At 28.8% G+C, this 26,790-nt stretch carries 26 protein-coding genes; 22 read left to right on the forward strand and 4 right to left on the reverse strand.

What is annotated here, in order from left to right:
* Window positions 1-243: 243 nt before the first annotated feature.
* Both H8S20_RS12160 and H8S20_RS12165 read left to right on the forward strand, forming a co-directional pair.
* Window positions 244-1,761, forward strand: a complete 1,518-nt coding sequence (locus H8S20_RS12160; protein WP_186860297.1) for a chromate transporter — start codon at window positions 244-246, stop codon at window positions 1,759-1,761.
* Between the two features lie 24 nt (window positions 1,762-1,785).
* Complete coding sequence (locus H8S20_RS12165) at window positions 1,786-2,190, forward strand: GNAT family N-acetyltransferase (protein WP_186860298.1); 405 nt, start codon at window positions 1,786-1,788, stop codon at window positions 2,188-2,190.
* 56 nt (window positions 2,191-2,246) lie between these two features.
* Here the strand turns inward: H8S20_RS12165 and H8S20_RS12170 are convergent, their stop codons facing one another.
* Window positions 2,247-2,660, reverse strand: coding sequence for a DUF3842 family protein (locus H8S20_RS12170; protein WP_032119463.1), 414 nt, complete (start codon window positions 2,658-2,660; stop codon window positions 2,247-2,249).
* A 157-nt stretch (window positions 2,661-2,817) separates the two neighbouring features.
* On the opposite strand from H8S20_RS12170, the gene hypB reads away from it, so the two are divergent.
* The gene (gene hypB, locus H8S20_RS12175; RefSeq protein WP_032119462.1) at window positions 2,818-3,468 is read left to right on the forward strand and encodes a hydrogenase nickel incorporation protein HypB; all 651 of its coding nucleotides are present in this window, start codon (window positions 2,818-2,820) and stop codon (window positions 3,466-3,468) included.
* Window positions 3,469-3,676: 208 nt separating this feature from the next.
* Here hypB and H8S20_RS12180 read toward each other — a convergent pair whose 3' ends face one another.
* Entirely contained in the window at window positions 3,677-4,972 is a 1,296-nt protein-coding gene (locus tag H8S20_RS12180; RefSeq protein ID WP_186860299.1) for a hemolysin family protein, read from the reverse strand.
* Between the two features lie 365 nt (window positions 4,973-5,337).
* Here H8S20_RS12180 and H8S20_RS12185 point away from each other — a divergent pair, with 365 nt between their 5' ends.
* From H8S20_RS12185 to H8S20_RS12220, 8 genes are all read left to right on the forward strand, one after another.
* Complete coding sequence (locus H8S20_RS12185; RefSeq protein WP_207725320.1) at window positions 5,338-5,934, forward strand: DUF1287 domain-containing protein; 597 nt, start codon at window positions 5,338-5,340, stop codon at window positions 5,932-5,934.
* Window positions 5,935-6,037: 103 nt separating this feature from the next.
* A complete protein-coding gene (locus H8S20_RS12190) occupies window positions 6,038-6,178 on the forward strand; it encodes a hypothetical protein (RefSeq protein ID WP_186860300.1) in 141 nt (46 codons plus the stop codon).
* Window positions 6,179-6,370: 192 nt separating this feature from the next.
* Window positions 6,371-6,859, forward strand: a complete 489-nt coding sequence (locus tag H8S20_RS12195; protein ID WP_032119459.1) for an NUDIX hydrolase — start codon at window positions 6,371-6,373, stop codon at window positions 6,857-6,859.
* 114 nt (window positions 6,860-6,973) lie between these two features.
* Window positions 6,974-8,017: an ADP-ribosylglycohydrolase family protein gene (locus tag H8S20_RS12200; RefSeq protein ID WP_186860301.1), complete on the forward strand. Its 1,044-nt coding sequence runs from the start codon at window positions 6,974-6,976 to the stop codon at window positions 8,015-8,017.
* Between the two features lie 109 nt (window positions 8,018-8,126).
* On the forward strand, window positions 8,127-8,855 hold the full coding sequence (locus tag H8S20_RS12205; RefSeq protein WP_051986939.1) for a TIGR01906 family membrane protein: 729 nt from the start codon (window positions 8,127-8,129) through the stop codon (window positions 8,853-8,855).
* Between the two features lie 16 nt (window positions 8,856-8,871).
* A complete protein-coding gene (locus H8S20_RS12210) occupies window positions 8,872-9,543 on the forward strand; it encodes a hypothetical protein (protein ID WP_186860302.1) in 672 nt (223 codons plus the stop codon).
* A gap of 18 nt (window positions 9,544-9,561) precedes the next feature.
* On the forward strand, window positions 9,562-10,230 hold the full coding sequence (locus tag H8S20_RS12215) for a hypothetical protein (protein WP_186860303.1): 669 nt from the start codon (window positions 9,562-9,564) through the stop codon (window positions 10,228-10,230).
* A gap of 90 nt (window positions 10,231-10,320) precedes the next feature.
* The gene (locus H8S20_RS12220; protein WP_243177651.1) at window positions 10,321-10,680 is read left to right on the forward strand and encodes a DUF5661 family protein; all 360 of its coding nucleotides are present in this window, start codon (window positions 10,321-10,323) and stop codon (window positions 10,678-10,680) included.
* A 126-nt stretch (window positions 10,681-10,806) separates the two neighbouring features.
* Here H8S20_RS12220 and H8S20_RS12225 read toward each other — a convergent pair whose 3' ends face one another.
* Window positions 10,807-11,229, reverse strand: coding sequence for an urease accessory protein UreE (locus tag H8S20_RS12225; protein ID WP_051986938.1), 423 nt, complete (start codon window positions 11,227-11,229; stop codon window positions 10,807-10,809).
* A gap of 784 nt (window positions 11,230-12,013) precedes the next feature.
* On the opposite strand from H8S20_RS12225, the gene H8S20_RS12230 reads away from it, so the two are divergent.
* The 10 genes from H8S20_RS12230 (at window position 12,014) to H8S20_RS12275 (ending at window position 24,392) form a co-directional block, all read left to right on the forward strand.
* Complete coding sequence (locus H8S20_RS12230; RefSeq protein ID WP_032119455.1) at window positions 12,014-12,409, forward strand: RrF2 family transcriptional regulator; 396 nt, start codon at window positions 12,014-12,016, stop codon at window positions 12,407-12,409.
* A gap of 49 nt (window positions 12,410-12,458) precedes the next feature.
* Window positions 12,459-13,340 (forward strand): serine hydrolase, encoded by an 882-nt coding sequence (locus H8S20_RS12235; protein WP_186860304.1) that lies wholly within the window; start codon window positions 12,459-12,461, stop codon window positions 13,338-13,340.
* Between the two features lie 30 nt (window positions 13,341-13,370).
* A complete protein-coding gene (locus H8S20_RS12240; RefSeq protein ID WP_186860305.1) occupies window positions 13,371-14,036 on the forward strand; it encodes a biosynthetic peptidoglycan transglycosylase in 666 nt (221 codons plus the stop codon).
* Between the two features lie 138 nt (window positions 14,037-14,174).
* Window positions 14,175-15,662, forward strand: a complete 1,488-nt coding sequence (locus H8S20_RS12245) for a WD40/YVTN/BNR-like repeat-containing protein (RefSeq protein ID WP_186860306.1) — start codon at window positions 14,175-14,177, stop codon at window positions 15,660-15,662.
* A 134-nt stretch (window positions 15,663-15,796) separates the two neighbouring features.
* Window positions 15,797-17,701 carry a S8 family serine peptidase gene (locus tag H8S20_RS12250; protein ID WP_186860307.1) on the forward strand — a complete coding sequence of 635 codons (1,905 nt, stop codon included), beginning with the start codon at window positions 15,797-15,799 and terminating at the stop codon, window positions 17,699-17,701.
* A gap of 191 nt (window positions 17,702-17,892) precedes the next feature.
* Window positions 17,893-18,804, forward strand: a complete 912-nt coding sequence (locus H8S20_RS12255; protein ID WP_032119452.1) for a CPBP family intramembrane glutamic endopeptidase — start codon at window positions 17,893-17,895, stop codon at window positions 18,802-18,804.
* Between the two features lie 225 nt (window positions 18,805-19,029).
* Window positions 19,030-19,707 carry a PAQR family membrane homeostasis protein TrhA gene (gene trhA / locus H8S20_RS12260; protein WP_243177653.1) on the forward strand — a complete coding sequence of 226 codons (678 nt, stop codon included), beginning with the start codon at window positions 19,030-19,032 and terminating at the stop codon, window positions 19,705-19,707.
* A 279-nt stretch (window positions 19,708-19,986) separates the two neighbouring features.
* Window positions 19,987-20,433 carry a MarR family winged helix-turn-helix transcriptional regulator gene (locus H8S20_RS12265; protein WP_032119451.1) on the forward strand — a complete coding sequence of 149 codons (447 nt, stop codon included), beginning with the start codon at window positions 19,987-19,989 and terminating at the stop codon, window positions 20,431-20,433.
* A gap of 214 nt (window positions 20,434-20,647) precedes the next feature.
* The gene (locus H8S20_RS12270; RefSeq protein ID WP_032119450.1) at window positions 20,648-22,381 is read left to right on the forward strand and encodes an ABC transporter ATP-binding protein; all 1,734 of its coding nucleotides are present in this window, start codon (window positions 20,648-20,650) and stop codon (window positions 22,379-22,381) included.
* A 7-nt stretch (window positions 22,382-22,388) separates the two neighbouring features.
* Complete coding sequence (locus H8S20_RS12275; RefSeq protein ID WP_436231599.1) at window positions 22,389-24,392, forward strand: ABC transporter ATP-binding protein; 2,004 nt, start codon at window positions 22,389-22,391, stop codon at window positions 24,390-24,392.
* 351 nt (window positions 24,393-24,743) lie between these two features.
* Here H8S20_RS12275 and H8S20_RS12280 read toward each other — a convergent pair whose 3' ends face one another.
* Window positions 24,744-25,220 carry a MerR family transcriptional regulator gene (locus H8S20_RS12280; protein ID WP_186860308.1) on the reverse strand — a complete coding sequence of 159 codons (477 nt, stop codon included), beginning with the start codon at window positions 25,218-25,220 and terminating at the stop codon, window positions 24,744-24,746.
* 128 nt (window positions 25,221-25,348) lie between these two features.
* Between H8S20_RS12280 and H8S20_RS12285 the strand changes: the two genes are divergently transcribed.
* Entirely contained in the window at window positions 25,349-26,746 is a 1,398-nt protein-coding gene (locus H8S20_RS12285; protein ID WP_186860309.1) for an MATE family efflux transporter, read from the forward strand.
* The last annotated feature ends 44 nt before the right edge of the window (window positions 26,747-26,790 follow it).

Raw genomic sequence — 26,790 nt, forward strand, 5'->3', positions numbered from 1 at the left:
GAGAAAACATTGCCTATGGAAATAGGGAAAAGATCTCTAACGAGATGAAATGCTTTTTTCTGCTACTATAGTAGCATTTTCCCCTTAACGTAGTTAACTTTTCCCCGCTACATAGTAGCTTTTTCACCTCGACGAAGTCGACTTTTCACTTTTATTCTGTAAATTCCTAATATATTAACAATAAAACCTAATATTATGAAATTCTAAAAATAGTAAATATATTAAAATATAATTGGAGAAGGATTGAGTGAGGATTTATTTGCAGAGGAGATGGTTGCTAAAATGTTAAAGAAATTAATCGGCATTTTTGCGTCTTTTTTTAAGATTGGTATAATTGGCTTTGGAGGGGGTAGTGCTTTAATACCAGTAGTTGAGAAAGAGATAGTTGAAGATAAAGGATGGTTTAATGAAGAGGATTATCTTAAACATACAGTTATAGCTAATATTACACCAGGAGCACTTCCGGTAAAACTTGGAGCAGTTGCCGGATATGAAAGGTGCGGAGGTGTAGGAAGTATATTAGGCGCGTATGCAGTTACACTGCCAGGAGTAATATTAACTTTAGTACTCTTAACGCTTTTTTCAATAGCAGGTGAGAAGATTGCTCATTATATAGAGTTTGCTTCAGTAGGGATATCTGTATTTATAATAAATTTACTTTTGATTTACATATTGAAAGTAATTAAAACAGGTGAAAAAGAAGGTATAAAAAATTACTATATTATGATTTGTATAGTGGCGTTCATTTTGACTGGTGGAAAAGAAATAAGACAGCTTATATCATCATTTTTAGGACAAGATTTAGGAAGACTTAACTTTATCCTATTCGATATATCAACTATAAATTTGATGATAATATCATTTTTTATGATTCTTTTTGTAGGATTAATAAGAACTAAAGCTTCAATAATAATTGGGACAAGTATTTCGTTAGTTTTTGCATTTATAAATGGTAAAAACGGATTTATTACTAATAGTGGTATGATATCAAAGATACTTATAGTAGCTATGGCGATTTTTGCCTGCTATGCAATAGTAAGAGATAATAATAAAATTGAAAAAAAAGAAAAATCAAAGTTTAAAATAAGCAAACAAGCATATATTGCAATTGCATTGTTTATAGTTATACCAGTTGTGTTATTTAGTGTATTAATGTTTTTAGCTCCTTCAGGTGGGAATATAGGAACTTTTGCAGGGGATGTTGCTATATCAACAGTTACATCATTTGGGGGCGGAGAAGCTTATGTTTCAGTAGCAGATGGAATATTTGTACAAAGTGGAATGGTTAATGCTGGAGACTTTTATAATAAAGTGGTTGCGATAGCAAATGCACTTCCTGGACCTATACTAGTTAAGATAGCAGCAGGTGTAGGTTTTATTTTAGGTGGAAGCTTAAGTGGAGTATTATATGGATGGCTATTAGCTATATTTGCAATGTCTGTAGCAGTAGGAGCTTGTTGTATAGTTTCAATAGTAGTATTACTTGGGTATGATGCATTAAAAGATTCAAGAGCACTTATTATGGTAAAACAATTTATATTGCCTGTTGTATGTGGTATGCTTCTATCAACATCGTTAAGTATGATGATAGAAGGTATGAAGGTAACTGCAGGGTTAGGAATAGCTGGTATTATATCATTACTTCTTATGATTTTAGCTATAGCAACACTTTACTTTGTGCATAAGAGATATCATTTAAGTGATCTTGTATTACTTTGTGGAAGTGCTGTAATTAGTTTATCTATGTTACAAATGGTGTAGTTGATTTGGTAAGGAGGGAGCGGAATGATTAACTATAAAGAAATTGACGCAACAATGATTAAAGAAATAAAGGAAATATATAAAAGAGAATCTTGGAATTCTTACTTAAAAGATGATGAAAAATTAGTACGAGCTTTTGATAATTCTTTATATTTTCTTGGAGCTTTTGATGACTATAAATTAATTGGTTTTATAAGATGTGTTGGTGATGGAGAACATGTGCTGCTTGTACAAGATTTGATTATTGATCCAGAATATCAACAGAAGGGTATTGGAACATATCTTTTTAAAACAATTATGCAAAAATATTCTAACGTAAGAATGTTTATGGTTATAACAGATATAGATGATGTAGTAGATAATAAGTTTTATAAATCATTTAATCTGAAAGAAATGAAAGCAATGAACATGGTAGGATATATTAGATAAGAGTTAAATAAATAGACTGTATCAAATAGTAATTAGCTTTGATACAGTCTATAATATTATAACTTACTTTTTATATCGTCTATTATTTCATCTACAATATCTTTTATTGAAAGTTCTCGAGTACCAGGTATATATAAATTATATCTTTGTAAGGGAAGGATATACTTAGTACAGTCCATATTTATAACTGCTTTACATATACAAGGACAAAGCTCCATATCTTTTTCGCCATTACATAAAATACCTATGGGAGCTATTATACAATCAGCAGTATTTTTTTTACAGAAAGCGCAGATAGCCTTCTCTCCACTAATTCCTACATGTGCACCGCTCTTGACCATTTTAGATGTGGCAAAGGTATTTGTGCCTAAGGCTATTATATTAATATCAGCGCATATTTCTTGTTTGATTTTTTTTATTATACTTTGCCCTAAGCCAGCACCATTTGTATCAAGTATAGCAACGATCATTATAGTACCTCCATAAAAAGTTAAGAATAGAAGATATAATTACTATGTAATAATTTAGTTGTTTTTATAAATATAAGGCTATATAATAGTATATAATATTATGGAATTAAAGTAAAATATAACCACGAGGTTATTATATTGCATTGGAGAGATATATATGAATATAAGAGTTGTACATCAAGGGATAGATTATACGGAAGAATGCGCAGATGAGATTAAAGACATATTAAAAGAGAAAAAAATATATTTAATAAATGTTATGGGGTCTCCCGGAACAGGAAAAACCAGTTTAATAATAGGGTTAATCGAAAAGTTAAGAGAAAAGTATAAAATAGCAGTTATTGAAGGGGATATAGCTGGTCAAGTGGATGCAGAGAAAATTGATAAACTTGGTATAGCTGTAGTTCAATTAAATCTAGGTGGGGCATGTCATATAGCACCATTATCAATAAAAGAGATTCTAGACTATTTTGATTTAGATGATATTGATATTATATTTGTTGAGAATATAGGTAACCTTATTTGTCCAGCAGAATTTGATATTGGAGAAAATCTAAAGATAGCTGTTTTAAGTATTCCAGAAGGAGACGATAAAGTTGAAAAATACCCACTGTTATTTGCTGAAAGTGATGTATTAGTCTTAAATAAGTATGATATGATGGAATATTTTGATTTTAATGATGAAAAAGTTGTTGAGGATACTATGAGTATAAATAAAAATTCTAATATATTTAGGGTTTCTACTAGAACAGATAGAGAAGTTGAAAGTCTAGTTAACTTTATTGATAAAAAAATAAAAGATAATTAATATTGACATATGATAATATAGGGATTACAATTAATTTATAAGCGTAAAGCTTGTTTAATAGAAGTAGGTAAAAGTCTTAACCACAAAGGTTTAACAGTGAAAATTGTTTAAAACTTTGTGGTTTTTAATTTCTATAGGTTATTTTATAAGTAAGGAAAAATAGTAATATGAATTAAAAAGAAGTTGCTTTAAAGGCAACTTCTAATTTTTATGATAGTGTAATTTGAATTTTATCAATTCTTTTATGGTCTAGAGATAGTATTTTAAATATTATAGAGTCAATAGTTATTTCTTTATCTATAAAACCATTTGGAACTACACCTAGACTTTCAAGAACTAATCCACCTACTGTATCTATAATTTCAGATTCTAAATTAAGATCTAAATACTTGTTTATATCAGAGATGGTAACTAGTCCATCTACTATATAGTTTTTATCGTCAAGTTTTTTTATCCTTGAATAATTATCATCATACTCATCTGAAATTTCACCTATAACTTCTTCTATTAAGTCTTCTAAAGTAACAATTCCAGAGAAACCACCATATTCATCAATTAATATAGCCATATGATTTTTTGTTGATTTTAATTCTTTAAGTAAATGATCTATATTTTTAGTTTCAGGTACCATATAAGGTTTTCTCATTATAGATTCTATAGATAAATTTTCGATTCCATTATTAACTACATTAGAAAATATATCTTTCATATATAATATACCAACTATATTGTCTATATCATTTTCATATATAGGAATTCTAGAGTAGCTTTCTTCTAAAATAGTATTTATATTATCTTTAATACTTGACTTAACTTCAAGACAGAATGTTTCTGTTCTTGGAGTCATAACTTCTTTTGCTAATATATCATCAAATTGAATTATTCCATCAATCATATTTCTTTCAGTTTCATTTAAAGCTCCTTGCTCTTCACCAAGCTCGATTAAACTCTTGATTTCTTCTCTTGATACCTTTTCTTCAAGGCCTTCGGTTTTGACACCTAAAATTTTTAAAAGTAAATTTGTTGATGCAGATAAGAACCACACAAATGGTCTAGTAAGCTTTGAAATAAAGATAACAGGCATTACAGTAAACATAGCAACTTTTTCAGCATTTTGAAGCGCTATTCGTTTAGGTAGTAATTCACCAAGAACTAATGTGATATAAGAAATCAATAAAGTAATTAATAAAATTGCTATATTTGAGCTATACGGCACACCTAGGCTAGATAAAAAATCAGCAAGTCTAGATGAGATTGAAGTTGCAGCAGATGCAGATGCAAAGAAGCCTGCAAAAGTAATACCAACTTGAATTGTAGCTAAAAAATTACTAGGTTCTTTCAAAAGACCTAATAATAGCTTGGCCTTTTTATTGCCATCTTCAGCTAATAAAGTTATTTTGGTTTTGTTAATAGATACGATTGCCATTTCAGCAGATGCGAAAAATGCATTGATCATAACTAAGATAAAAATAAGAATAAAGTTACCACTCGGGCTACCGTCCATTTAGAAAAATTCCCCCTTAAAAATAAATTAATTTATTATAACATAGTGAAATTTAACTTACAAATAGCAAAAGAAACATTAAAAACATAATAGATAAAGGTAAACTAAACTACAAATGAATAATTAATTAAAACACTTTCTAGTAATAAAATATACTCAAAAATAAGCAAATTTGTTAACTAATAAATTGTAATAATTCTGTAACGTTAAAAAGCGTTATTTTAATATATAATGTAAATAAGGAAAGTTATAACAATTCATGGGAGGAGAGAGCTATTACTTTAAATGTGAAGAAAATTATAAAATATGTCACAATTACGATTATATTTATTATTTCTATTATTATATTAGGAGTATTATATTTTTTGAACTTATTGCCTCAAAAAAGTTATACAGCTGAAGATTTTAGTATAGAGACTATAAAAAGTAATAATGATTATAATAGGAATGGTATTGATGATTACACAGATATAGTTACAGGTGCAAGAATTGATGCTAAAAATAAACCTAAATATCATAGTGCATATTATGAGGGTGGATATCCACCTGATGAAGAGGGGGTATGTACTGATGTTATATGGAGAGCATTCAAAAATGCTGGTTACTCTTTAAAAGACATGGTTGATAAAGATATTGAGGATAATGTTGAATTATATCCAAGAGTTGAAGGTGTTCCAGATAAAAATATAGACTTTAGAAGAGTACCTAACTTAAAAGTGTTTTTTGATAGATATGCTGAAGCTTTAACTTTAGATCCTTATGATATTGAAGAGTGGCAACCAGGAGACATAGTTATTTATGGTGAACAATATGTTCATATAGCAATAATTTCTGATAAAAGAAATAAAGATGGTGTACCATACATAATTCATAATGGGGGGCAACCGGTTAGGGAGGAAAACATGCTTGTGAAATATACCTTATGGCAACCAATTACAGGACATTATAGATTTACCTTATAAAGATAAAAACTATTAATTCTATATACTTAGTATAGAATTAATTAAATGTGGACAATAATTAAGCTAAAGAAAAAAGTTATGTATATAAAAGGAGAAATAGTTTATGGATAAAGTAATATGCCCAAAATGTAATGAGATAGTAACAGAGGGAGCCGAGGTTAAATCAGAAGGAATAATAACTTGCGAAAAATGTAAATATCAACTTCATTGGGAATGTGATGGAGAAACGACTATTAGCAAATAATATTATAGATGAAATATAAAAAATGCCTTCAGCATAGATTGATATCTATGCTGAAGGCATTTCTATTTTATTATTTTAATGTATAGAATTTCGGATAAATAGATAATTAAGTTATTAAATTAAGTTTTTGGATTAATAATAGGAAATATTTGAAACTATACTGAATAATAATACTAAAAAGGGGGCTTGTTAATGGAATATGCGGATGTTTATGACAAAGATAGAAGAAAGTTAGGAAGAACCGTACTAAAAGGAGATAAGCTTACCCCAGGAGAATATTATTTAGCAGTACATGTTTGGATAATGAATAGTAAAGGACAATTTTTAATTCAAAAAAGAGCTAGTACAGTGTTGTACAACCCTAACAAGTGGTCTTTAACAAGTGGAGCCTCAATAACAGGGGAAGATAGTTATAGAACATGTGTAAGGGAAGTTGGTGAAGAACTTGGAATAGAACCTAATATGGATTATGGAAAAGTTATGTTTACCTTAGATAGAGGTGATAATTTTTGTGATGTTTGGTTAGTTCATCAAGAGGTAGATTTAAATGAATGTGTACTTCAAGTAGAAGAAGTTAGTGAAATTAAATGGGCTACCAAAAAAGAAATTTTTAAAATGATAACAAAAGGAGAGTTTGTTCCATATCCATATATTAAAAGGTTTTTTGAAAAAATTAATTAGTTTTAAAAGTGAAGAGAAATAATTTCCTTAAATAAAGTTAGATATTTCTCTTCACTGTAGATGACATATAAGTACATATTAATAAACTCTCAATAAAAAAAGGAGGAAAATCTAGTGCGAAAAACAAAGGTATATTATAGAGGATGTTTAATCGGAGGAGCAATAGGCGATGCTTTAGGATGGCCTGTTGAATTTATGTCCTTAGAAGAGATAAAAAGTAAGTATGGGAATAGAGGAATAAGTTCTCTGGTCATAGGAAGAAGAGGAAGGGCAGAAGTAACTGATGATACTCAGATGACTTTATTTACTGCGGAAGGTTTGTTAAGAGGTGAAACTAGAGGATATAACAAAGGTGTAAGTGAAACTGGAAAATGTGTATATAATGCCTATTTAAGGTGGCTATATACTCAAGGTGATCCAGCAGATGATACTTTAAATATATATGATGGTTATTTAATTAAGCAAAAAGAGTTATATGTAAAAAGAGCGCCAGGGATGACCTGTTTAACAGCATTAAGAAATAGGGAAATGGGAACGGTTGATAATCCTTTAAATGACAGCAAAGGATGTGGGTGTGTAATGAGAGTAGCACCAGTAGGACTATTTTATAGACCACAGTTTGCTTTTAATAAAGGAATGGAGTGTTCAGCAATAACACATGGACATATTATAGGACACTTATCAGCAGGAGCTTTTGCTTATATTATAGCTAGTATAATGTCTGGAATGGATATAGCTCATTCGGTCGAAGATACATTAATTGAACTTTCTAAATATTATAACAGTGAGGAAATGGTAGATTTGTTAAAAAAAGCTATTAATTTATCTATGGGCAAAAAAAGTAACGAAGTGTGCATAAAAGAATTAGGACAAGGTTGGATAGCTGAAGAGGCAATAGCCATAGCAGTTTTTTGCGCATTGAGATATAAGGATGATTTTGAAGGAGCAATAATGGCAGCAGTTAATCATAGTGGAGATAGTGATAGTACAGGAGCTATGACAGGAAATATTGTAGGTGCACATTTAGGTTTAAATAAAATTCCTAGAAAATGGACTAGTAAGTTAGAATTATATGATGTCATAACTAAAGTTGCAGATGATTTGTTAACAGGATATTCTGATGATGGAGATTGGTGGATGAAATATCCAGGATATTAAAAATTTATAATCAAGGCAAATGTAAATGTTATCATTAAAGAAAAAATGGATTAAGGTGGTAAGTGTGATATAATTATGTTAACAGATGAAAGAAGTATAGGGAGATAGTATGGAAAAATCAAATGTTAATATAATAAAAAAAGAAAAAAGTATTATAAAAAACTTGGCGAAATTTGCTTGGATAATATATTCAAGTATTGCAGCTATATGTATAGCTGCAATAACAATTATAAATTCTACATGGATATATAAGTTAGTAGTTAAAAAGTATGATTTAACTACTATAACAGGATTAAGTGAACAAGCTTTGATGAGGGAATATAGGGGATTGATTAATTATCTTCAAAATCCATTTGTAGACAAGCTTAGGTTTGACAATTTTGCTATGAGTACCTATGGCGAAGTTCATTTTTATGAAGTTAAGAAGATATTTATAGCTTTAATGATAATTGTCGCTATTTTTATAATTGCATTAGCTGGATGGTTTATTTTTAATAAATATAAAAAGGGTTCGATAAATATTAGAGGGTTACTAAAGAACTTTAATAATAGTGCAAATCTATTAATAATATTCTTTATAGGAATAGTAGTTCTTTATTTTATAGATTTTTCGTGGGCATTTACAATGTTTCATAAGATATTTTTTAGAAATGATTATTGGATTTTTGATCCTAGGATTGACCCAATTATAATTGCTCTTCCAGAGGAATTATTTATGATATGTGGGGGAGCAATTTTAATCTTATTAGTTTTTATTGTTATAGCTGTTAAATGGGGATATTATAGAAACAGAAATAACATTAAGTCATACTCAGAAAATAATGGTATAGAGGTATAAATAGGAGAAAATTATTATGAGAGAAAAGGTTAAAAGGGTTATTTATGGGTTACTAGGAGCAGCTGTAGGAATGAGTGTAGGGTATATTAAAAATGAAAAAATAAAAGCTGCTTTTATAATTATTTCCACTATTATTCTTATTGGAATCTTAGTAAAGGATAGAATAAGATGGGTTCAAAATAATAAAATTATAGGGGATAGATATATTAAGTTAAAGAAAAATATGGCTGTAGATATAATTCTTTTTCTTGTATTAGGATGGGGCGTTTTAAGTTTATATTCTCTTGAGAAAGCTTTTATATATAGAGAAACAGGAAAAGAAGGATTAGATAGTTTTATTTATTTTATTAGCAATATAAATGTCTTGTCTATAATTATATTACTCTTTATAGTTGTTATGATTTTAATTATAGTATTTGGGATTATAAGTAAGTTTATTTGTCCATCAAAGATATCATCAGAGGGAATATTATTTACTGAAGGTATGTTAGTTACTTTTGATAGAATAGAAAAAATTGAAGTTGAATCATCTATGATAGGGAATACAAGAAAGATTAAAATATATTTTGATAAAGGGTATAGGATAGTAAAAAGCACAAAAGAGAAATATGCAGAGATAAGAAATATACTAGTGACAAATTCCTGTGTTTATATTGAGGAAGATTCTATATGTAGATCAGAAATTTAATTTAGTGTGAGAGGTAGTATGAATAAAAGATATATGGTATTGTATGGAATTTTAATAGTATGTGTATTAATAATGTTTGGGAGTTATAATAGCACATATAGTTTTTTTGCTGGGATATGTGCTGTTATTGCTTTAGGCATGATATTTATGAAGAACATTATTAGATGGATTGATAATAGTAAATTAATAAATTCAAATTATATAAACCTAAGGAGAGAACCTATATATAATGAAATAATATGTATTGGAACTTTTATAATGTCTAGCATTTCTAATTATAAACAACAAAAGTACTATCAATATTATTTAGAAGAATCGCAGATAAATAATTATTTTGATTATCTTAATAGCCTTAGCCGTGATGAGAGATTTATTAACTATTTAGGTTTAATTATATTTGTTGGACTTTTTATACAAATAATAGCTAAGATTATATTAAAACCTAGGATTTCATCAGAAGGAATTTTATTAAGTGATGGGGAAGTTATTGAGTTTAATGAGATAAAAGGTGTTACACTAAAGCAGGCATTTTTAAAATTATCAATAAAGATTGAGTTAGAGATGGAAAAAGGGAATAAAACAATTTATGCAAAGCGTAAAAATTATAGTGAGATAATGTTTATATTAAGAACATATTGTTTGGGATCAATAAAAGAGGAGTTAATTAGTGATAAGATAAAGGTTTAAATAAGTGAAGTTGTTATTTTAGGAATAATGTACCAATAGTATTTTATAGGAATATGATGTAATGATAAGAAATTTTAATTAGGATTTAAAATGAGTAAAACTAAGTCTGAAGTAAAAAAGATTAGAAAAAAGATATCATATACCTTAAAGTATGAAAGAGAATCTAATAATGAGCCATCATTTACTAAGGAAGATGCAGCACTTATAGCTAGAGCTTTGAAGATTGATTTTACTAAAGAAAAGTTTGATTTAGATGAATTTACAGTTGGCGTTAATATTGAGTTAGAACATGGAACAAAGTATTCTGAATGTAACGTAACTAAAAATGATCCAATACTGACAGGAAAAATAGCTTTAGCACATTTAAAGGAATTTCCAGATTATTATACACGACTTAAACAGTTAGAAGAAGAGGCGTTTAATTATTGGAGTAAAAAAGGATTAGATTAAAATTGTATAAGTAAAGAGAAAGAGATGACTTTGGTGGAAAAGTAATACTACCGAAGTCATTATTAGTTTTAAGTTAACTTTAATAAATCCTTCGGTTAAAAATAATAACCGAAGGATTATTTATAATTATTCAGTAACTGAAAGTATCCATTCTTTACATTGTGGAATTGTTGTAGCTACATCGTGAGGATCTACTTTTGTTACAAATATTATATCTCTAGCACCTACAGTTGGGCTTAGTTTTTCTAAGATTTGGTCAGAATTTAAGTCTGAAACTACTAAGAATCCAGTAGGTGTAAATTGAGCCCATTTTCCTAAAGTTTCTATAGTACAAACTAAATCAAAATCTGGATCTCCACCACAGCCACAGTTTTCATCATGTTCATGATGCTCTTCACCGCAACCACAGCTTTCATTATGATCGTGAGTATGATCTTCACCACAGCTACAGCTATTGCTATGATCGTGACTTTCGCTACAATCACAGTTATCATCATGGTGATGAGTATGAGTTTGTTGCATATAATAAGTAATTAAATGTACTGACATAGTAAACACTCCTTCTATTGTTTGTAAATTTATTTATAGTTGTATACTATAATATTTATATGTAAAAAGCAAATTAATAATTATTTTTTTGAAATATAGTGATAATTAATTTGGATTAGTGTAGCTTTTACATACGATGTGAAAAATAATTAGTAAAATCTAGGATCTTATAAGGTGGAAATAAAAAATTAATATTATATGGAAAATATTTACAAAATGTAGTATAATAACTTTATATAGATACTAAGATATATTAATAAATTTTTATATCGATAGTAAAAGGGGAGATATAGATATGGCAGAAAGGGTAAGGATTATTTTTCAGCGTTTCTTATGGAAGCATAAAAAAAGAATGATGTATAAGAAGAGAAATAAGGTAAAAACTGATAAGATGAAAAAGGCCATGTGATAAGCTAAAATACAAGAGTTAGATTTTAATAAAGTCAGTATGAATATGATATGTTAACTTAAATCTTTGAATCACAAATATATCTACATAGCAATAATATAATAGTGAAAAATCTTTATCTATGGAGAAATCAAAGTTGGGTTATTATGTTAAAGTAAGTGAAAATATAAAAGTTTATGTAGAAGATATTGCTATAAGATATATGTCAAGACATAATGGTTTTGGAATATCAAAGTTAGCATTATAGATAAAAAAGCTGTGTGGAATTTAATTTAGAATACATATAGCTTTTTTTATTTTAATTTAAGTAAATAGAATTATAAAAAAATTTATATGATATAATATGAAGAAATAGCAAAGGAAGAGGAGATAAAAATGCAATTATCAAAATTTACTGATTATGCTTTTAGGGCATTGATATATTTAGCAAATAACAGAAGTAAATTATGTACTGTAGAAGAATTGGCTCAAGAACTAAACGCATCTGAGCATCATATTAAAAAAGTAATACATAAGTTAGCTAAAACAGAGTATATTATATCTTCAAAAGGTAGAGGTGGTGGACTTCAATTAGGATTAGAACCAGTAGATATTAATCTTGGAGAAGTTTTAAAATTCACGGAAGATAACTTAAATATAGTTGAATGTTTCAATAAACCGGAACTATGTCCATTTATGCAATCAGGATGTAAGCTTAAGGCTATATCCGCAGGAGCACTTAAAAATTTTATAGAAGAGTTTTCAAAATATACTTTAAATGATGTATTGTAAAATAAGATGGGAATAATAATTATATAAATAATATAAGTGAGGTAATATTATGTTATTTAAATTGTTATTATGCCCATTATTTTTTTGTTTAAATTTAAGTGGTTTTAATATTAATTATGAAATAGAAGTTGAAAATTTTAATAAGGATATAGAAAATATGGTGGAAGAGATAGCAGGTGATTATAAGAACAATATTGCTATATATTATTGTAAGTTGGATGGAAGTAAAGAATATTATTTTAACAATGATAAAAGATTTATAGCTGCAAGTCTAACGAAGGTTCCACAAGCTATGGAGGTAATAGATAAGGTTAATAAGGGAGAAATTAATTTATATGATGTCATAGAATATTGCGAGGAAGATTATGAAGAGGGTACAGGAATATTAAAATATAATGAAGAAATAGGCGGAGTAACAGTAAGGGAAGCGTTAGAGTTATCTTTAAGATATTCAGATAATATAGCTAATAATATGTTGAATAGAGTTTGTGGTTATGATATTAATGAATACATATCTAGATTAACAGGAGAAGATATAACCGTTGGAAATTTAACTACAGCAAGAGAGCAAGGGGAAATTTATTATAAGCTCTATTCAGATGATAAGTATTCATTAATAATTGATTTGCTTAAAGAAAGCTGTTGTCATGATAGGATAGATAAGTATTTAGAACGAGAAATTATAGCTCATAAGTTTGGTAACTATTATAGATACTTTCATGATGGAGGAATTATATATGAGAAAAATCCTTATATCTTAGTAGTTTTAACAAAAGATATAGGAAAGCTAAGTGAAAACTTAGAAGGTGTAGAATGTGGAGAAGAGATACCTCTGATAGATGGCGGAGAGGAAGCAAAAGAACTTATAGCCAAGATAAGTAAAGCTATAAATAGCTATAATATTATTAAAACAAAAAATATGGTAAAATAGAGATAAAAAATGGGTTATATGGAGATAAGTATGAAGAAATTTATAAGTTTTTTAATAGGAATTATATTAACGGTGATAATTTTAATAGGAGCTATGATAGTAGGAGCAGGATATGGCAAATACAAACAAGCTATAGGAGATATAAGTTTAGTTGATAAGGTTAATGAAGTTAGGAGTTCAGAAACCTATGTAAATATTGATAATATAAGCAATACTTTTAAGGATGCCATAGTTGCAATAGAAGATATAAGGTTTTATGATCATGGAGCTATAGAATTTAAATCGTTGTTAAGGGCTGTATTAGTTAATCTTAAAGAAAAAGAATTACTTCAAGGTGGAAGCACCATAACTCAACAAGTTGCAAAGAATCTATATTTTGATAACGATCAAAACTTTTTAAAGAAGATAGCAGAGATGTTTCTAGCTTTTGCTTTAGAAGAAAACTATAGTAAGGATGATATTTTAGAGCTTTATGTAAATATTATTTATTATGGTGATAATAATTATGGAATAAGGGAAGCTAGTAATAATTATTTTGGTATAGAGCCTATAGATTTAGATTATGAACAAAGTACATTACTTGCAGGGCTTCCACAAGCGCCAAGTTCATATGCACTTGGAGAACATTATGAAGAAGCAAAGGAAAGACAAAAGCAAGTTATAGAAGCACTGGATAAGTTTAATGAGCAAAAGTGAAAGGATTCACCTCGTAAATGACGAAGAGTGCATGATAGCAGAGGAAAGGATTTGTTTACGTAAATAGGAAAAAGGCGCTAGTGTGATGAAAGAAGATTGACTTCTTCAATGATACCAAATTATAAAGGAGGGATTGGAATGAGAAGTTATTTTAGATACCTTGGAATTTTGACTTTAAGTATTTTATTATTAGGCTTTGTTTCTTGTGGAAATAAAGATAAAACCTTTGTCGAAGGAGATAATAAGTTTAAGATAAAAGATTATAATTTGCAAAAACAAGGATTTAGAGGTTTAGAAGAGATGTTTAGAGAACATACTGTTTTACCTAGTACATTATCTATAGAAAGTTTTGAGGGGAGTGTATCTAAGGAAGGTATTCTTGATGATTTTAATCTTCTAATTTATGGATATGATGAATCAAAGGAATATATTGGGACATATAGGTTTACATATGATTCGAAAAGGAAGGTAGTTAATTATGCAGGCCTAGCTTCAGGTATAAGTACTACATTACCACAAACATTCAACGAAAACTCTGAAATTTCTTATCTTGATAAAGAACTAAAAAAACTGCCTATTTCCCAGGAAATTTCAAAATTAGACTTTCCACAATATGAAGTAAGCTATAGTGCTAATACAAAACCTGATGAAGGAGAACCTATTATAAAAGAAGGAAATAATCAAGTTTTTCCTATATTGACTTTTAATGAATATAAATCAGGAAAAGGTGGAATAAGTGATGGCCATACAGCAGTAATATTTACATTATCTGATGGTGTTGACTTATACTTAGGTGGCAACAGAATTATGTATAGTTGCTCTCCTGCTAATTCAGAAGATCTATATGGTAATAAAAATAATTATATGAAAAAGGATTATTATATTAATGGACCTAATGTAAAAGTAAGTCGTGATTATGGAGAGAATTGGATTGAGATACCTCTGTCAGAAGAAGATATTAATGAGACATTAGACTTCTATAGAATGGGAATAGAAATACCAGAAGATAGTTTTTATATTTCTGATGATATAGGTGGAATTATTGCTTTTATCTATGGTAAGGATCCTAAAATTTTATTTTCTCAAGATGATGGAGCTAACTGGAGAAATATTGACTTTACTCTGGATTTAGAAAAGCCTATTACAAGAAGATGTATTGGATTTATCAACAATAGTGAGGGATATATGGCTTTTGGAACTGACTGGAGCATGGGAACTGGAGAAGGAAAAGTTTTATATGTTACAAGTGACGGTGGAGCTACTTGGACTAAACAAGATATGCCACTGCAGAATACAAGTAATACTTTAACAGGATTGAAGTTTGTAGATATTGAAAAAGGAATAGTCTCCCTTGATGGAGGTTCTGAGTCTAATAATCCAATTCTATATGCTACTATTGATAGAGGGGAAACATGGCAAGAGATAAATATTCAATGGGATACTATGACTGATGATGTACAATATTTAAGTAAAATAGATTCTGTAGTTTTTGAAGAGGGAGTTTATAAATTAACTTTAGGACAAGGAGAAGGTTCTAACAAGAAAGCTTTATTCGAAAGCAATGATATTTATAATGGTTGGAAATTTATAAAAAGTTTTGATGCTGTAACTCATTATAATGGATAAGGTCATTTATGAGCGAAATTAAAGGAATAGTGTGAATAAAGAAAAGAGGATCTAAGTAGATCTTCTTTTTATTTGACATTAAATGAGTTATTTTATTAAAATATACTTATAAAATAAGGAATCAGGTGAAAATTATGACAAGGTGGACAAGGGGCGGTATTTTTTTACTTTCAATTATGTTTATATTTATGCTTTTTCCAACAATAAATGTTAAAGCAATAGAAAGTGAGAGTCATCATAATCATATTTATAGTTATGATGACTTTAAAAGTAAGTCATTAATAGTTAAAACAGATGAATTGATAAATTTTAATGACTATGGTGTTATAGATTCAAGTTATATTGATGATGAAATAGTAACTTTACATTTTGATTCAATAGATAAAGCCATTGATTGTTATGAGCAGTTAAAGGATAAAGAATATATCGAATTTGTAGAGCCAGATATGTACATAGATATAAGTGAAGACAACATAATTGAAGGTAGGGAAGAAGAAAATAATACATATAACTCGTGGGGGATAGAATATTTAGCTATTGATAAATATAGTAAGTATATTAAAGAAGAAAATAAGGAAAATATAATAACTATAGCTGTAATTGATAGTGGTATAGATTATAACCATCCAATTTTTAAGGACAAGCTATTAACCACAGGCTATGATTTTGTAAATAATGATGATGATCCATATGATGATGATTTTCAAGGACATGGAACACATGTTGCTGGTATAATAGCTGATGCTACAAGAAATATAAGTAATATTAAGATTATGCCTTTAAAAGCGTTAAATTATATTGGGAGAGGCACTATATCAAGTGTAGGAAATAGTATAAAATATGCAATTGACTCTGGTGTAGATATAATAAATTTAAGCTTAGGATTTATTACAGGAGTTCACTCAAAGCTTATAGAAGAAATGATTGTAGAGGCTGTTGATGCAGGAGTTACAGTTGTAAATGCTGCAGGAAATTATAATGCTAATACAATAAACTCATGTCCTTCTCATATAGACAAAGCAATAATAGTATCATCTATAGACAATAATAATAATAAAGCATATACATCTAATTATGGACCTAATATAGATGTAGCAGCACCAGGGGTAGGGATATATAGTGCAGCACCAGGTGGAAGTTATGTGTATAAAAATGGAACATCTATGGCAGCACCACATATTTCAGTAATAGCTGCCATGTTAAAACTAAATAATCCAGATTTGAAGCCGGTTGAAATTGAAAATTTTATAAAAGAATATTCTATTGATATAGGAGAAAAAGGAGTAGATTGGTTCTTTGGTAGTGGAGTACCAAATATGGCTTTAGCTTTACCTAAAGTTTCTTTAGAAAATATATTAATTGATAAAGATGAAATAACTTTAGAAATTGGAGAAAAGTACAAATTAAATCTAGTTTATTATCCAAAAGACTACATAAATGATTCAGAAGTTTTATGGGAAAGTTCTAATAATGAAGTAGCTATAGTTGATAATGGAGAAGTTATGGCTGTTAAAGAAGGAGAATCAATCATTACTGCAACTATTTTAGATAAAACTGCTTCATGTAAAGTTATAGTTAAGAATAATGAAGTAAATTTATATGCAGAAGACGAAACTTTAAAATTAGATAGTTCTACTGAAGAAAATTTAAAAGATAATAGAGATATAAATGAAAATATTACAGAAAAAGAAATAAGTGAAGAGAAAAAAGAAAAAAGTATAGAGTTATTATACTTAGATAATTCATATAAATCTGAAAAAATAGAAGAGGTAGACATTTATAATAAAAACAATATAAATGATGAAGAAAATTATAAGAATGATTTAGATATTATTAATGAGGATAATGACGAAGTAGTTATTGCTTATGAGAAAGATATAGAAGAAAATATAATTGAGGATGAGCAAAGTAATACTATAGCAAGTGAAAGTGTTGAAAATGCTGGGAAAAATGATAATAACAAATTTATATTTATAGGATTATTTTTAGTTGTTATTATTTTTATAGCGAATAAATTTTATAAAAGATTAAAAAGATGATATTAAAAAATCAAGGATGCTAAGTTATTAGCATCCTTTTGAATTATTTGGATGTAGTATATAGGGGGTTATTAGAAGGGTAGACGTTAGAATTAATAAATCTAAAACTATACCAATTTATTGGTAAATATAGTAAAATTATTATTATGAAAGGTTCATAATAAGAGTTATAGATAAAAAGAGGTGGTTATATGAGAATGTTTAAAAATAAGTACGGAGAAGTACGAAGTGGATGGAAAATATCGTTAACATTAATACTAATGTTTGCTTTGATGAATGTAGTATCTATTTTTGTAGGGATAATACTTGGGATAGTAGTATCAACAAAGGGCGACATAGTAGAATTATCTGCTATTGAAAATAGTCCATTATTCTTTTCTATAGCTATAATATTGCAAAATCTTGCTTTAATAGCATCTAGTATGATTATATGGAAAGCTTTTGAAAAGAAGAGGATTACTTTTATGGGGTTAACAAATTTAAAAGAAGGTTATAAGGAACTTGGAGTTGGATTATTATTAGGGGCTGTTACAATAACTATTGTAGGTGTTGTTTTGCTTTTAATAGGTGAGGTAAGGTTAGTAAATTCTTTATCAAAGCCTAATATTTCATATGAATTATTCAGTGGGTTAATAGCTTTTATTGCAGTAGGTTTTGGTGAAGAGATATTTGGGAGAGCTTACTGTATGTCAGTATTAAAACAAGCAAGAAATAAATATATAATTTTAGGGGGATCAGCAGTAATATTTGCAGCAATGCATTTGGGTAATAGTGGGATAAGTCTTTTAGCTTTAATAAATCTATTTTTAGTAGGAATTCTTTTTGGATATATGTTTATGAAATCGGGTAATGTATGGATGCCTATAGGCTTCCATATTACATGGAATTACTTCCAAGGATATGTATTAGGATTTCAGGTAAGCGGAAACGATGTTATGGGAATATACCAGTTGGATAACATAGGTAATAGTTTCTTTAATGGAGGAACTTTTGGACCTGAAGGTGGAATTATTGTAACGGTAATTTTAATTATAACCTTCATTATTGTAGGTGCTTATTACAAAGATAAAAATATAGATGATTTTTTAAATTATAAAATGTAATAAATAATTATATAAGAATTTGGCATAGTAAAGTATTTTACTATGCCAAATTTATTAATTAAGAAATATTATTATAATTTATAATTAATGTTATTACAAGTTGTAAATTAAATAATGGAAGGTATATTTTTTATTCATAATAAAATTGTAATTGTATATAATTTAGGTAGAGTTAAGCTTAAATAGCTATATATGTAATATTCAATATGATGTAGGGAGAAGAATATGTGGATGAATAAAGAGAAAGAAAATAGAAAGGAATATATAAAAACACTAAATGAGCCACCAAAGCTTACAATATTAGAGGAAGTTGGTAATGCAGTAGTTCATGGTGTAGGAGCAGGGCTAGCTATAGCAGGATTCATTTTGCTTTTATTAAAATCGGATACCGGACTTAAGATTATGGCAACTTGCTTTTACGGAATTAGTTTAATTATTTTAATGTTAATGAGTACTTTATATCATGCGTTTAAAAGTGGTTCTACTGTAAAACGTTTATGGAGAAGGTTTGATTACTCTTCTATTTATCTTTTGATAGGAGGTACTTTTGCGCCGTTATATTTAGTATATTGGGGAAATGCACTTGGTATAGTAATTTTTTGTATAGAATGGGCATTAATTATTTGGGGCATTACAATGCTTAGTATTTTTGGACCAGGAAGATTTAAATGGTTACATTTTTCTTTATACTTCATAATTGGGTGGAGTGGCTTAATATTTCTACCAGATTGGTTTAAAAATAATATGCCATTATTGTGGATGATTTTGATTGGAGGAGTTATTTATACAATTGGAATGATTCCATTTACAAGAGATAAAAAATATTCTCACTTTATTTGGCATTTTTTTGTTATGATAGGTGCTATACTTCATTGGTTTGGAATTTATTTATTTGTTTATTAAGCGTATATTAAGAAAGAGAAAAGCTCCAGTTAATTTTATTAATTAATGGAGTTTTTATTTAATTAGAATTTAATATTTTTGTTCATTAGAATAAAGGGTATATTATAAAAAATACAAATTAAAATTAAAAAGGAGTGTAAAAGTTTACTGTTGGATATAGCAAAAGCGTTTAGAAAATAGTTATCAAATTGTTAATAATTTGGAGTAACATTATCCGTTGACTTTAATAATATAGTGATATAAAATACATAGTATGCTATGTATTCTTGGAGGATTCTTATGGGAAAGTGTAAAAGAAGAAATGATATAGGATTTCTTATTAAGCTAATAGACAATAAAATAATAAAAGATATTAACAAAAATCTTATTAGATTTAACTTAACAGCAACTCAAGAAAAGGTACTATGGATTATTTTTCGTTGGCAAGATAACGGAAAAGACATTTTTCAAAAGGATATTGAAAAGGAATTAGATTTAAGTAATCCAACAGTGACAGGAATAGTTAAAAGGTTAGAAGAAAAAGAAATGATTACAAGAATCCCAAGTTCTCAAGATGCAAGATATAAAAGTCTGACATTAACAGATAAAGGATTAGGAATTATTCATGAATGCATGGATTTTGGAGTTAATTATATTGAAAAGAAATTAACTAAAAATATGACTGAAGACGAATTAAATACTTTAAGGACTCTTTTAAATAAAGTTATTAATAATATGGATGAGTAACTTTATATTTTTACTTGAATACATAGCTTGCTATGTATTGTTAGCTTGTTATTATAAAGATTTTATATTAAAGTATAAAATCTCCTATTATAAAAGACTTCACTGATATAGAGATTTAAGAAGGAGGATTTTAAGCTTAAAGGTAGCAATAATATTTAATAATAAATAAAGTTAATGGTGGAGTCTAAAAGTTAGTAAAGAAGAGGTGAATTAAATGATTAAGAAATTACTTCCGTATATGAAGAAGTATAAAACTCCTTTAATTTTAGGAGTAATGTGTGCAGCATTAGAATCTATATTCGAATTATTAATTCCATTAGTAATGGCAAATATAGTCGATATTGGTATATCTTCTGGTGATAGCTGGTACACAATTAAGATGGGATTACTTATGGTAGGAATGGCTTTAGTATCACTATGCTTTGGATTAGGACTATCTAAGTTTGCAGCAGAAGCTGGACAAGGATTTGGTGCTGAGTTAAGAGAAGCTGAATATATAAAGATTCAAAGTTATTCTTTTAAGAATATTGAAAAGTTTAGTACAGCATCACTTATTACTCGTTTAACAACGGATGTAACCACTATACAGAACTCAGTAACAATGGGAATTAAGCTTTTAGTTAGAGCGCCTATGATGCTTATATGTGCTTGTATATTATCGGTTACAATAAGTCCTAAACTTGCAATGATATTCTTAGTATCTATGCCAATTTTAGCTATATCAATAGCCCTTATTATAAAAGCAGTTAGACCTAGATTTGAAGCTATGCAAAAGAAAATTGATAACATGAATACTATAGTTCAAGAAAATTTAATTGGTATTAGAGTTGTTAAATCTTTTGTTAGAGCTAAGAAAGAAAAAGAAAAGTTTAAGAATGCTAATGATGATCTGATTAAATCAGCTGAAGGTGCTTTTGGATTAGTAGTTTTAAACATGCCAATAATGCAAATTGTTGTATTTTCTAGTATCATAGGTATTCTTTGGTTTGGTGGGCACATGGTTAATGAAGGCACATTAACAGTAGGTAGGCTTACAAGCTTTATGACTTATTCATTTCAAATATTAATGTCTCTTATGATGATTGCAATGGTCCTTATGATGATTTCAAGATCAGTTGCATCAGCAGAGCGTATATTAGAAGTTTTAGAAGAAGAACCAGATATAAAGAATCCAGAAAATCCAATAATGGAAGTTAAAAATGGGGATATTGAATTTAGAAATGTTAACTTCAAGTATGAAGATGAAAGTGAAGAAAACAATTTAGATAATATTAATATCACTATTAAAGCAGGTGAGACTGTTGGTATAATTGGTTCAACAGGTTCAGGTAAGACAAGCTTAGTTCAGCTTATACCAAGACTTTATGATGTTACAGAAGGTGAAGTTTATTTAGGTGGAGTTAATGTTAAGGATTATGATATTGAAACTCTAAGAGATGAAGTTGCGATGGTACTTCAAAAGAACACTTTATTCTCTGGAACAATTAATGAAAACTTAAGATGGGGTAATGCAGAGGCTACAGAAGCAGAGATAGAAGTCGCAGCTACATCATCTTGTGTAAGTGAGTTTATAGATAGATTACCAGGTAGATATGAAATGCACATTGAACAAGGTGGAGTTAATGTATCTGGTGGTCAAAAGCAAAGACTTTGTATTGCAAGAGCTCTTCTTAAAAACCCTAAGGTACTTATCTTAGATGATAGTACAAGTGCTGTAGATACTGCTACAGATGCTAAGATTAGAAAGGCATTCTCTGAGGATTTAAAAGATACTACAAAGATTATAATTGCACAAAGAGTTGTATCTGTATGTGATGCAGATAAGATTATAGTTTTAGATGATGGTAAGATAAGTGCTATTGGAACTCATGATGAGTTAATGGAAAATAGTGAAATTTATAAAGATGTATACAAATCTCAACAGGAAGGGGTGGGTTTACGTGAGTAAGGATAAAATGCCACAAGGTGGTCCAAAGATGGGGCCAGGAGGTAAAGTACCAGGAGGACCAAAGCCTAAAAATATGAAAAAGACTATAGGAACTTTATTAAAGTATGTAGGCAAACATAAAGGATTATTATTCTTAGTTATGATTCTTGTAGTTATGAACTCAGTTGCTATGGTATCAGGCTCATACTTCTTAAAGCCTCTTGTTAATAATTATATATTACCAGGTGATTTTGCAGGTCTTGCTAAGATGTTAGTTTTACTAGGAAGTATTTTCTTAATTGGAGCAGGTGCAGCTTATGGATATGCTAGAATCATGGTTCATATATCGCAAAAGACTATAAGTGAAATAAGAACAGATTTATTTAATAAGATGCAAAGTCTTCCATTAAAATATTTTGATAGAAATACACATGGAGATTTAATGAGTCTTTACACTAATGATATTGATAATATTAACGAAGCTTTAAATAATAGTTTTACCAATATTATGGCTTCAGGACTTACTTTTATAGGAACTATAATTATGATGATAGTTTTAAGTCCGGTAATGTGTATAATAACAGCTACATTCTTAGGATTGATGATATTTTTAGTTAAAAAGGTTGGAGCTAAGAGTGGATATTACTTTGGAATGCAACAAAAGAATATAGGTAAGTTAAATGGTTATGTTGAAGAAATGATAGAAGGTCAAAAAGTTATTAAAGTGTTCTGTCATGAAGAAAAAGCTATTGAAGACTTTAAAAAGCATAATGAAGAACTAAGAAAAGCTTCAACTGGAGCTCAAACTTTTGCTGGATTTATGATGCCTATGCTTGGTAACCTTTCTCATACAAATTATGCAGTAACTTGTTGTGCTGGTGGATTACTTACTATTGCAGGAATGTTTGATATAGGTTCACTTGTATCTTATCTTCAATATACAAAGCAAGTATCTAACCCAATAGCTCAAGTTTCTCAACAAGTAAATATGATTTTAGCAGCTCTTGCTGGTGCCGAAAGAATATTTGCCGCTTTAGATGAAGAGGAAGAAGTAGATAATGGCCAAGTTACTTTAGCTAGAGTAAAAATTGATGCTAACGGAAATTTAGAGGAGTCAGAAGAATATACAGGACACTGGGCTTGGAAGATTCCAGTTAATGAAGTGGCAGCTGATATTGATGGAAGTTTAAAATCTATTTATAGAACTACTATGGCTAATGGATTTGAGCTTAGAGAGCTTACTGGTGATGTTAGATTTAAAGATGTAGTCTTTGGATATAATGAAGAGAAGACTGTATTAAAGGATATAAGTCTATTTGCAAAACCAGGTCAAAAGATTGCATTCGTAGGTTCAACTGGTGCAGGTAAAACTACAATTACTAACTTAATAAATAGATTCTATGAAATCAATTCAGGAACTATAACTTATGATGGAATAGATGTTAAAGATATTAAGAAAGACGATTTAAGAAGATCATTAGGAATAGTTCTTCAAGATACACACTTATTTACAGGAACTATTGCTGATAATATTAGATATGGTAATTTAAAAGCTACTGATGAACAAGTTAAGGAAGCAGCTAGGCTTGCAAATGCCCATACATTTATAAAACATTTACCACATGGATATGATACTGTTATTACTGGTGATGGTGAAGGATTATCTCAAGGTCAAAGACAATTACTTGCTATTGCAAGAGCAGCAGTTGCTAATCCACCAGTTTTAATAATGGATGAAGCTACGAGCTCTATAGATACAAGAACAGAAAAACTTATAGCAGAAGGTATGGATAAATTAATGGAAGGAAGAACTGTATTTGTTATAGCTCACAGGCTTTCAACTATTAAGAACTCTAAAGCTATAATGGTTCTTGAACAAGGTGAAATAATTGAGAGAGGAAACCATGATTCACTATTAGAAGAAGGCGGAAGATACTATCAATTATATACTGGTAAAGCAGAGCTTGATGTTGATTCAGATGAAGTAGATAAAAATGATAAAGATTCGTTAAGTGAAGAGAAGGTTTGCTAGCAAAAGGTTTATGCTAACCTGAGGTTAAGTTATGATTTCATTCGAAAAGATGAAGGGTCAGCTTATCTGAGAGGGGAAGTTTATTTAAGTGAATATATAAGTAGTTAAGATAGATAAAAAGTGCAATTTCTTTAGAGAGATTGCACTTTTTTTACATAATTGTATTGGTTGAAATTATAATAGTGTAGTTTGAATTTTTAAATTTTTTTAATGTGTTATTACTTACTAGGGAATCAGTTGTACAGAAGTAACTTAAATAGAAGGTTAAATTATTACAATGTTATTTTAATATTTGTAATGGATAATTAGTGTCAGAAATTTTCTTTGTAAAGAGTAGAAAAGGAGGCATATCTATATAGCTCCTTTATCTTCTAAATATTCACGCTCAATATTAATAGTATTTCTAATTTTACGTAGTTCATCAGTTATCATATCATCAGATATATCTTCGATTACATCAGTTGTTCCAGCTTCATATGCTTTAGTATATTCCCATTCTTTATAAACAATGAAATTAAGAGTTTTATTTAACTCTTGGATTTGTTGTTCTACTTCTAAACGTTTTTCTTTAAAGAAGTCAAGACGATTAGATATAGTTTTATTACCTTCTGTAACCCAATCAATATATTGTTTTATTTCTTTAATAGTCATACCTGTTCTTTTTAAGTGCTCTATTAAATAAATCCAGTGAAGTTCCCTGCTACCGAATAATCTAACTCCATTTTCGTTCCTATTTATATTAGGGAATAAACCTTCTTTCGCATAAAACCTAATAGTATAAGGCGTTAGTCCTGTTCTTTTAGCAATATCGTTTACTGTATAATACATTTTTAATTTTCCTCACTTTAAATTTGTGTTGACTGATAGTTAACTATCAAGTTTATCCTAATTATAGCATGGTAATAATAGTGCTTCAATTAAATTGAAGAATTCCATAAATAGGAGGGAATTATAAAATGATAAGTACAATAAAAAATAGGTTTACTAATTCATCAACAATGGATATGACTAAAGGTAAGCCATATAAGGTTATAATTGCTTTTGCAATACCATTAATGATTGGAAATGTTTTTCAACAGCTATATAGCATGGTTGATACAATGGTTGTTGGGAGATTTATAGGAACTAATGCTCTTGCAGCCGTGGGAGCCACAAGCCCTGTTGTTCAATTATTGATTGGATTAATAGTTGGATTAACTGGTGGATTATCTGTAGTAGTTGCTCAAAAGTTTGGAGCTGGAGCAAAAAAGCTCACTAGAAAAAGCATTATAAACGGATTATATTTAACAATTGCTATTTCTATTATAATTACTGTTCTTGGTTTATTGTTAAATAGGGCATTATTTGAACTTATCAATACTGCAGAGGATATTATAGATGGTGCATTAGTTTATTCTAGTATTTTATTTATTGGAGCTATTACTACTGCAATTTATAATTATGAAGTAGCAGTTCTTAGAGCTTTTGGAAATAGTTTTATTCCTTTAGTATTTCTAATTATTTCATCAGTATTAAATGTAGTATTAGATATTTTCTTTGTAGTGTCTTTAGGTTTAGGTATTGCAGGGGTTGGGATAGCAACTGTATTAGCACAATTCATATCCTGTATACTGTGCTATTTCTATATGCGTAAGTCTTTTGATGTATTAACTTTTGAAAAAGATGATTATAAATTAGATATGTCATTAATTAAAGAGCAAATTAGAGTTGGTATGCCTATGGCATTCTTTCAATCACTTTTATCAATAAGTTTCTTATTTGTACAATCAGCTTTAAATACTCTTGGCAATAATGAAGTGGCTGCATATACAGCTGCTTATAAGATGGATACTTTAATGCTACAAATATTATCAGCATTTGGTACTTCTATATCTACTTTTACTGCACAAAATTATGGTAGTAATGATTTTGATAGGGTGAAACAAGGCGCTAAAAGCTGTCTAAAAATTACTATTACGATTAGTATAATTACAGCCTTAATAGTTTATTTTTTTGGTGAAACTTTTATGATTTTATTTGTCGGAAAAGATGAAAGTGAAGTTATAAGACTAGGTATTCAATATGTAAGATTTACCTCTTGTTTCTATATTATTTTAGGTGTGAACTTTGTAATTAGATTTGTTTTAACAGGAGTTGGACAAGCGATTGTTCCTCTAGGAGTAGGTATTTTAGAAGTTTTTATTAGAGCACTTGCGGCTTATTATCTAATTTATCCATTAGGATTTACAGGTATGACATATACTAATCCTTTGTGTTGGGGAGTTTCGACGCTACTTATTGCACTAACTTATCCAACATTACTAAACAAATCATTTAATAAAAAATATCAAAGATTAGTGGAAAATTATAGTTAAGTAATAGCGGTTATTGACTAATAAATGTTAGAGTCGTATAATTT

It is taken from the genome of Clostridium hominis, from assembly GCF_014287825.1.
GTDB lineage: Bacteria > Bacillota > Clostridia > Clostridiales > Clostridiaceae > Clostridium > Clostridium hominis.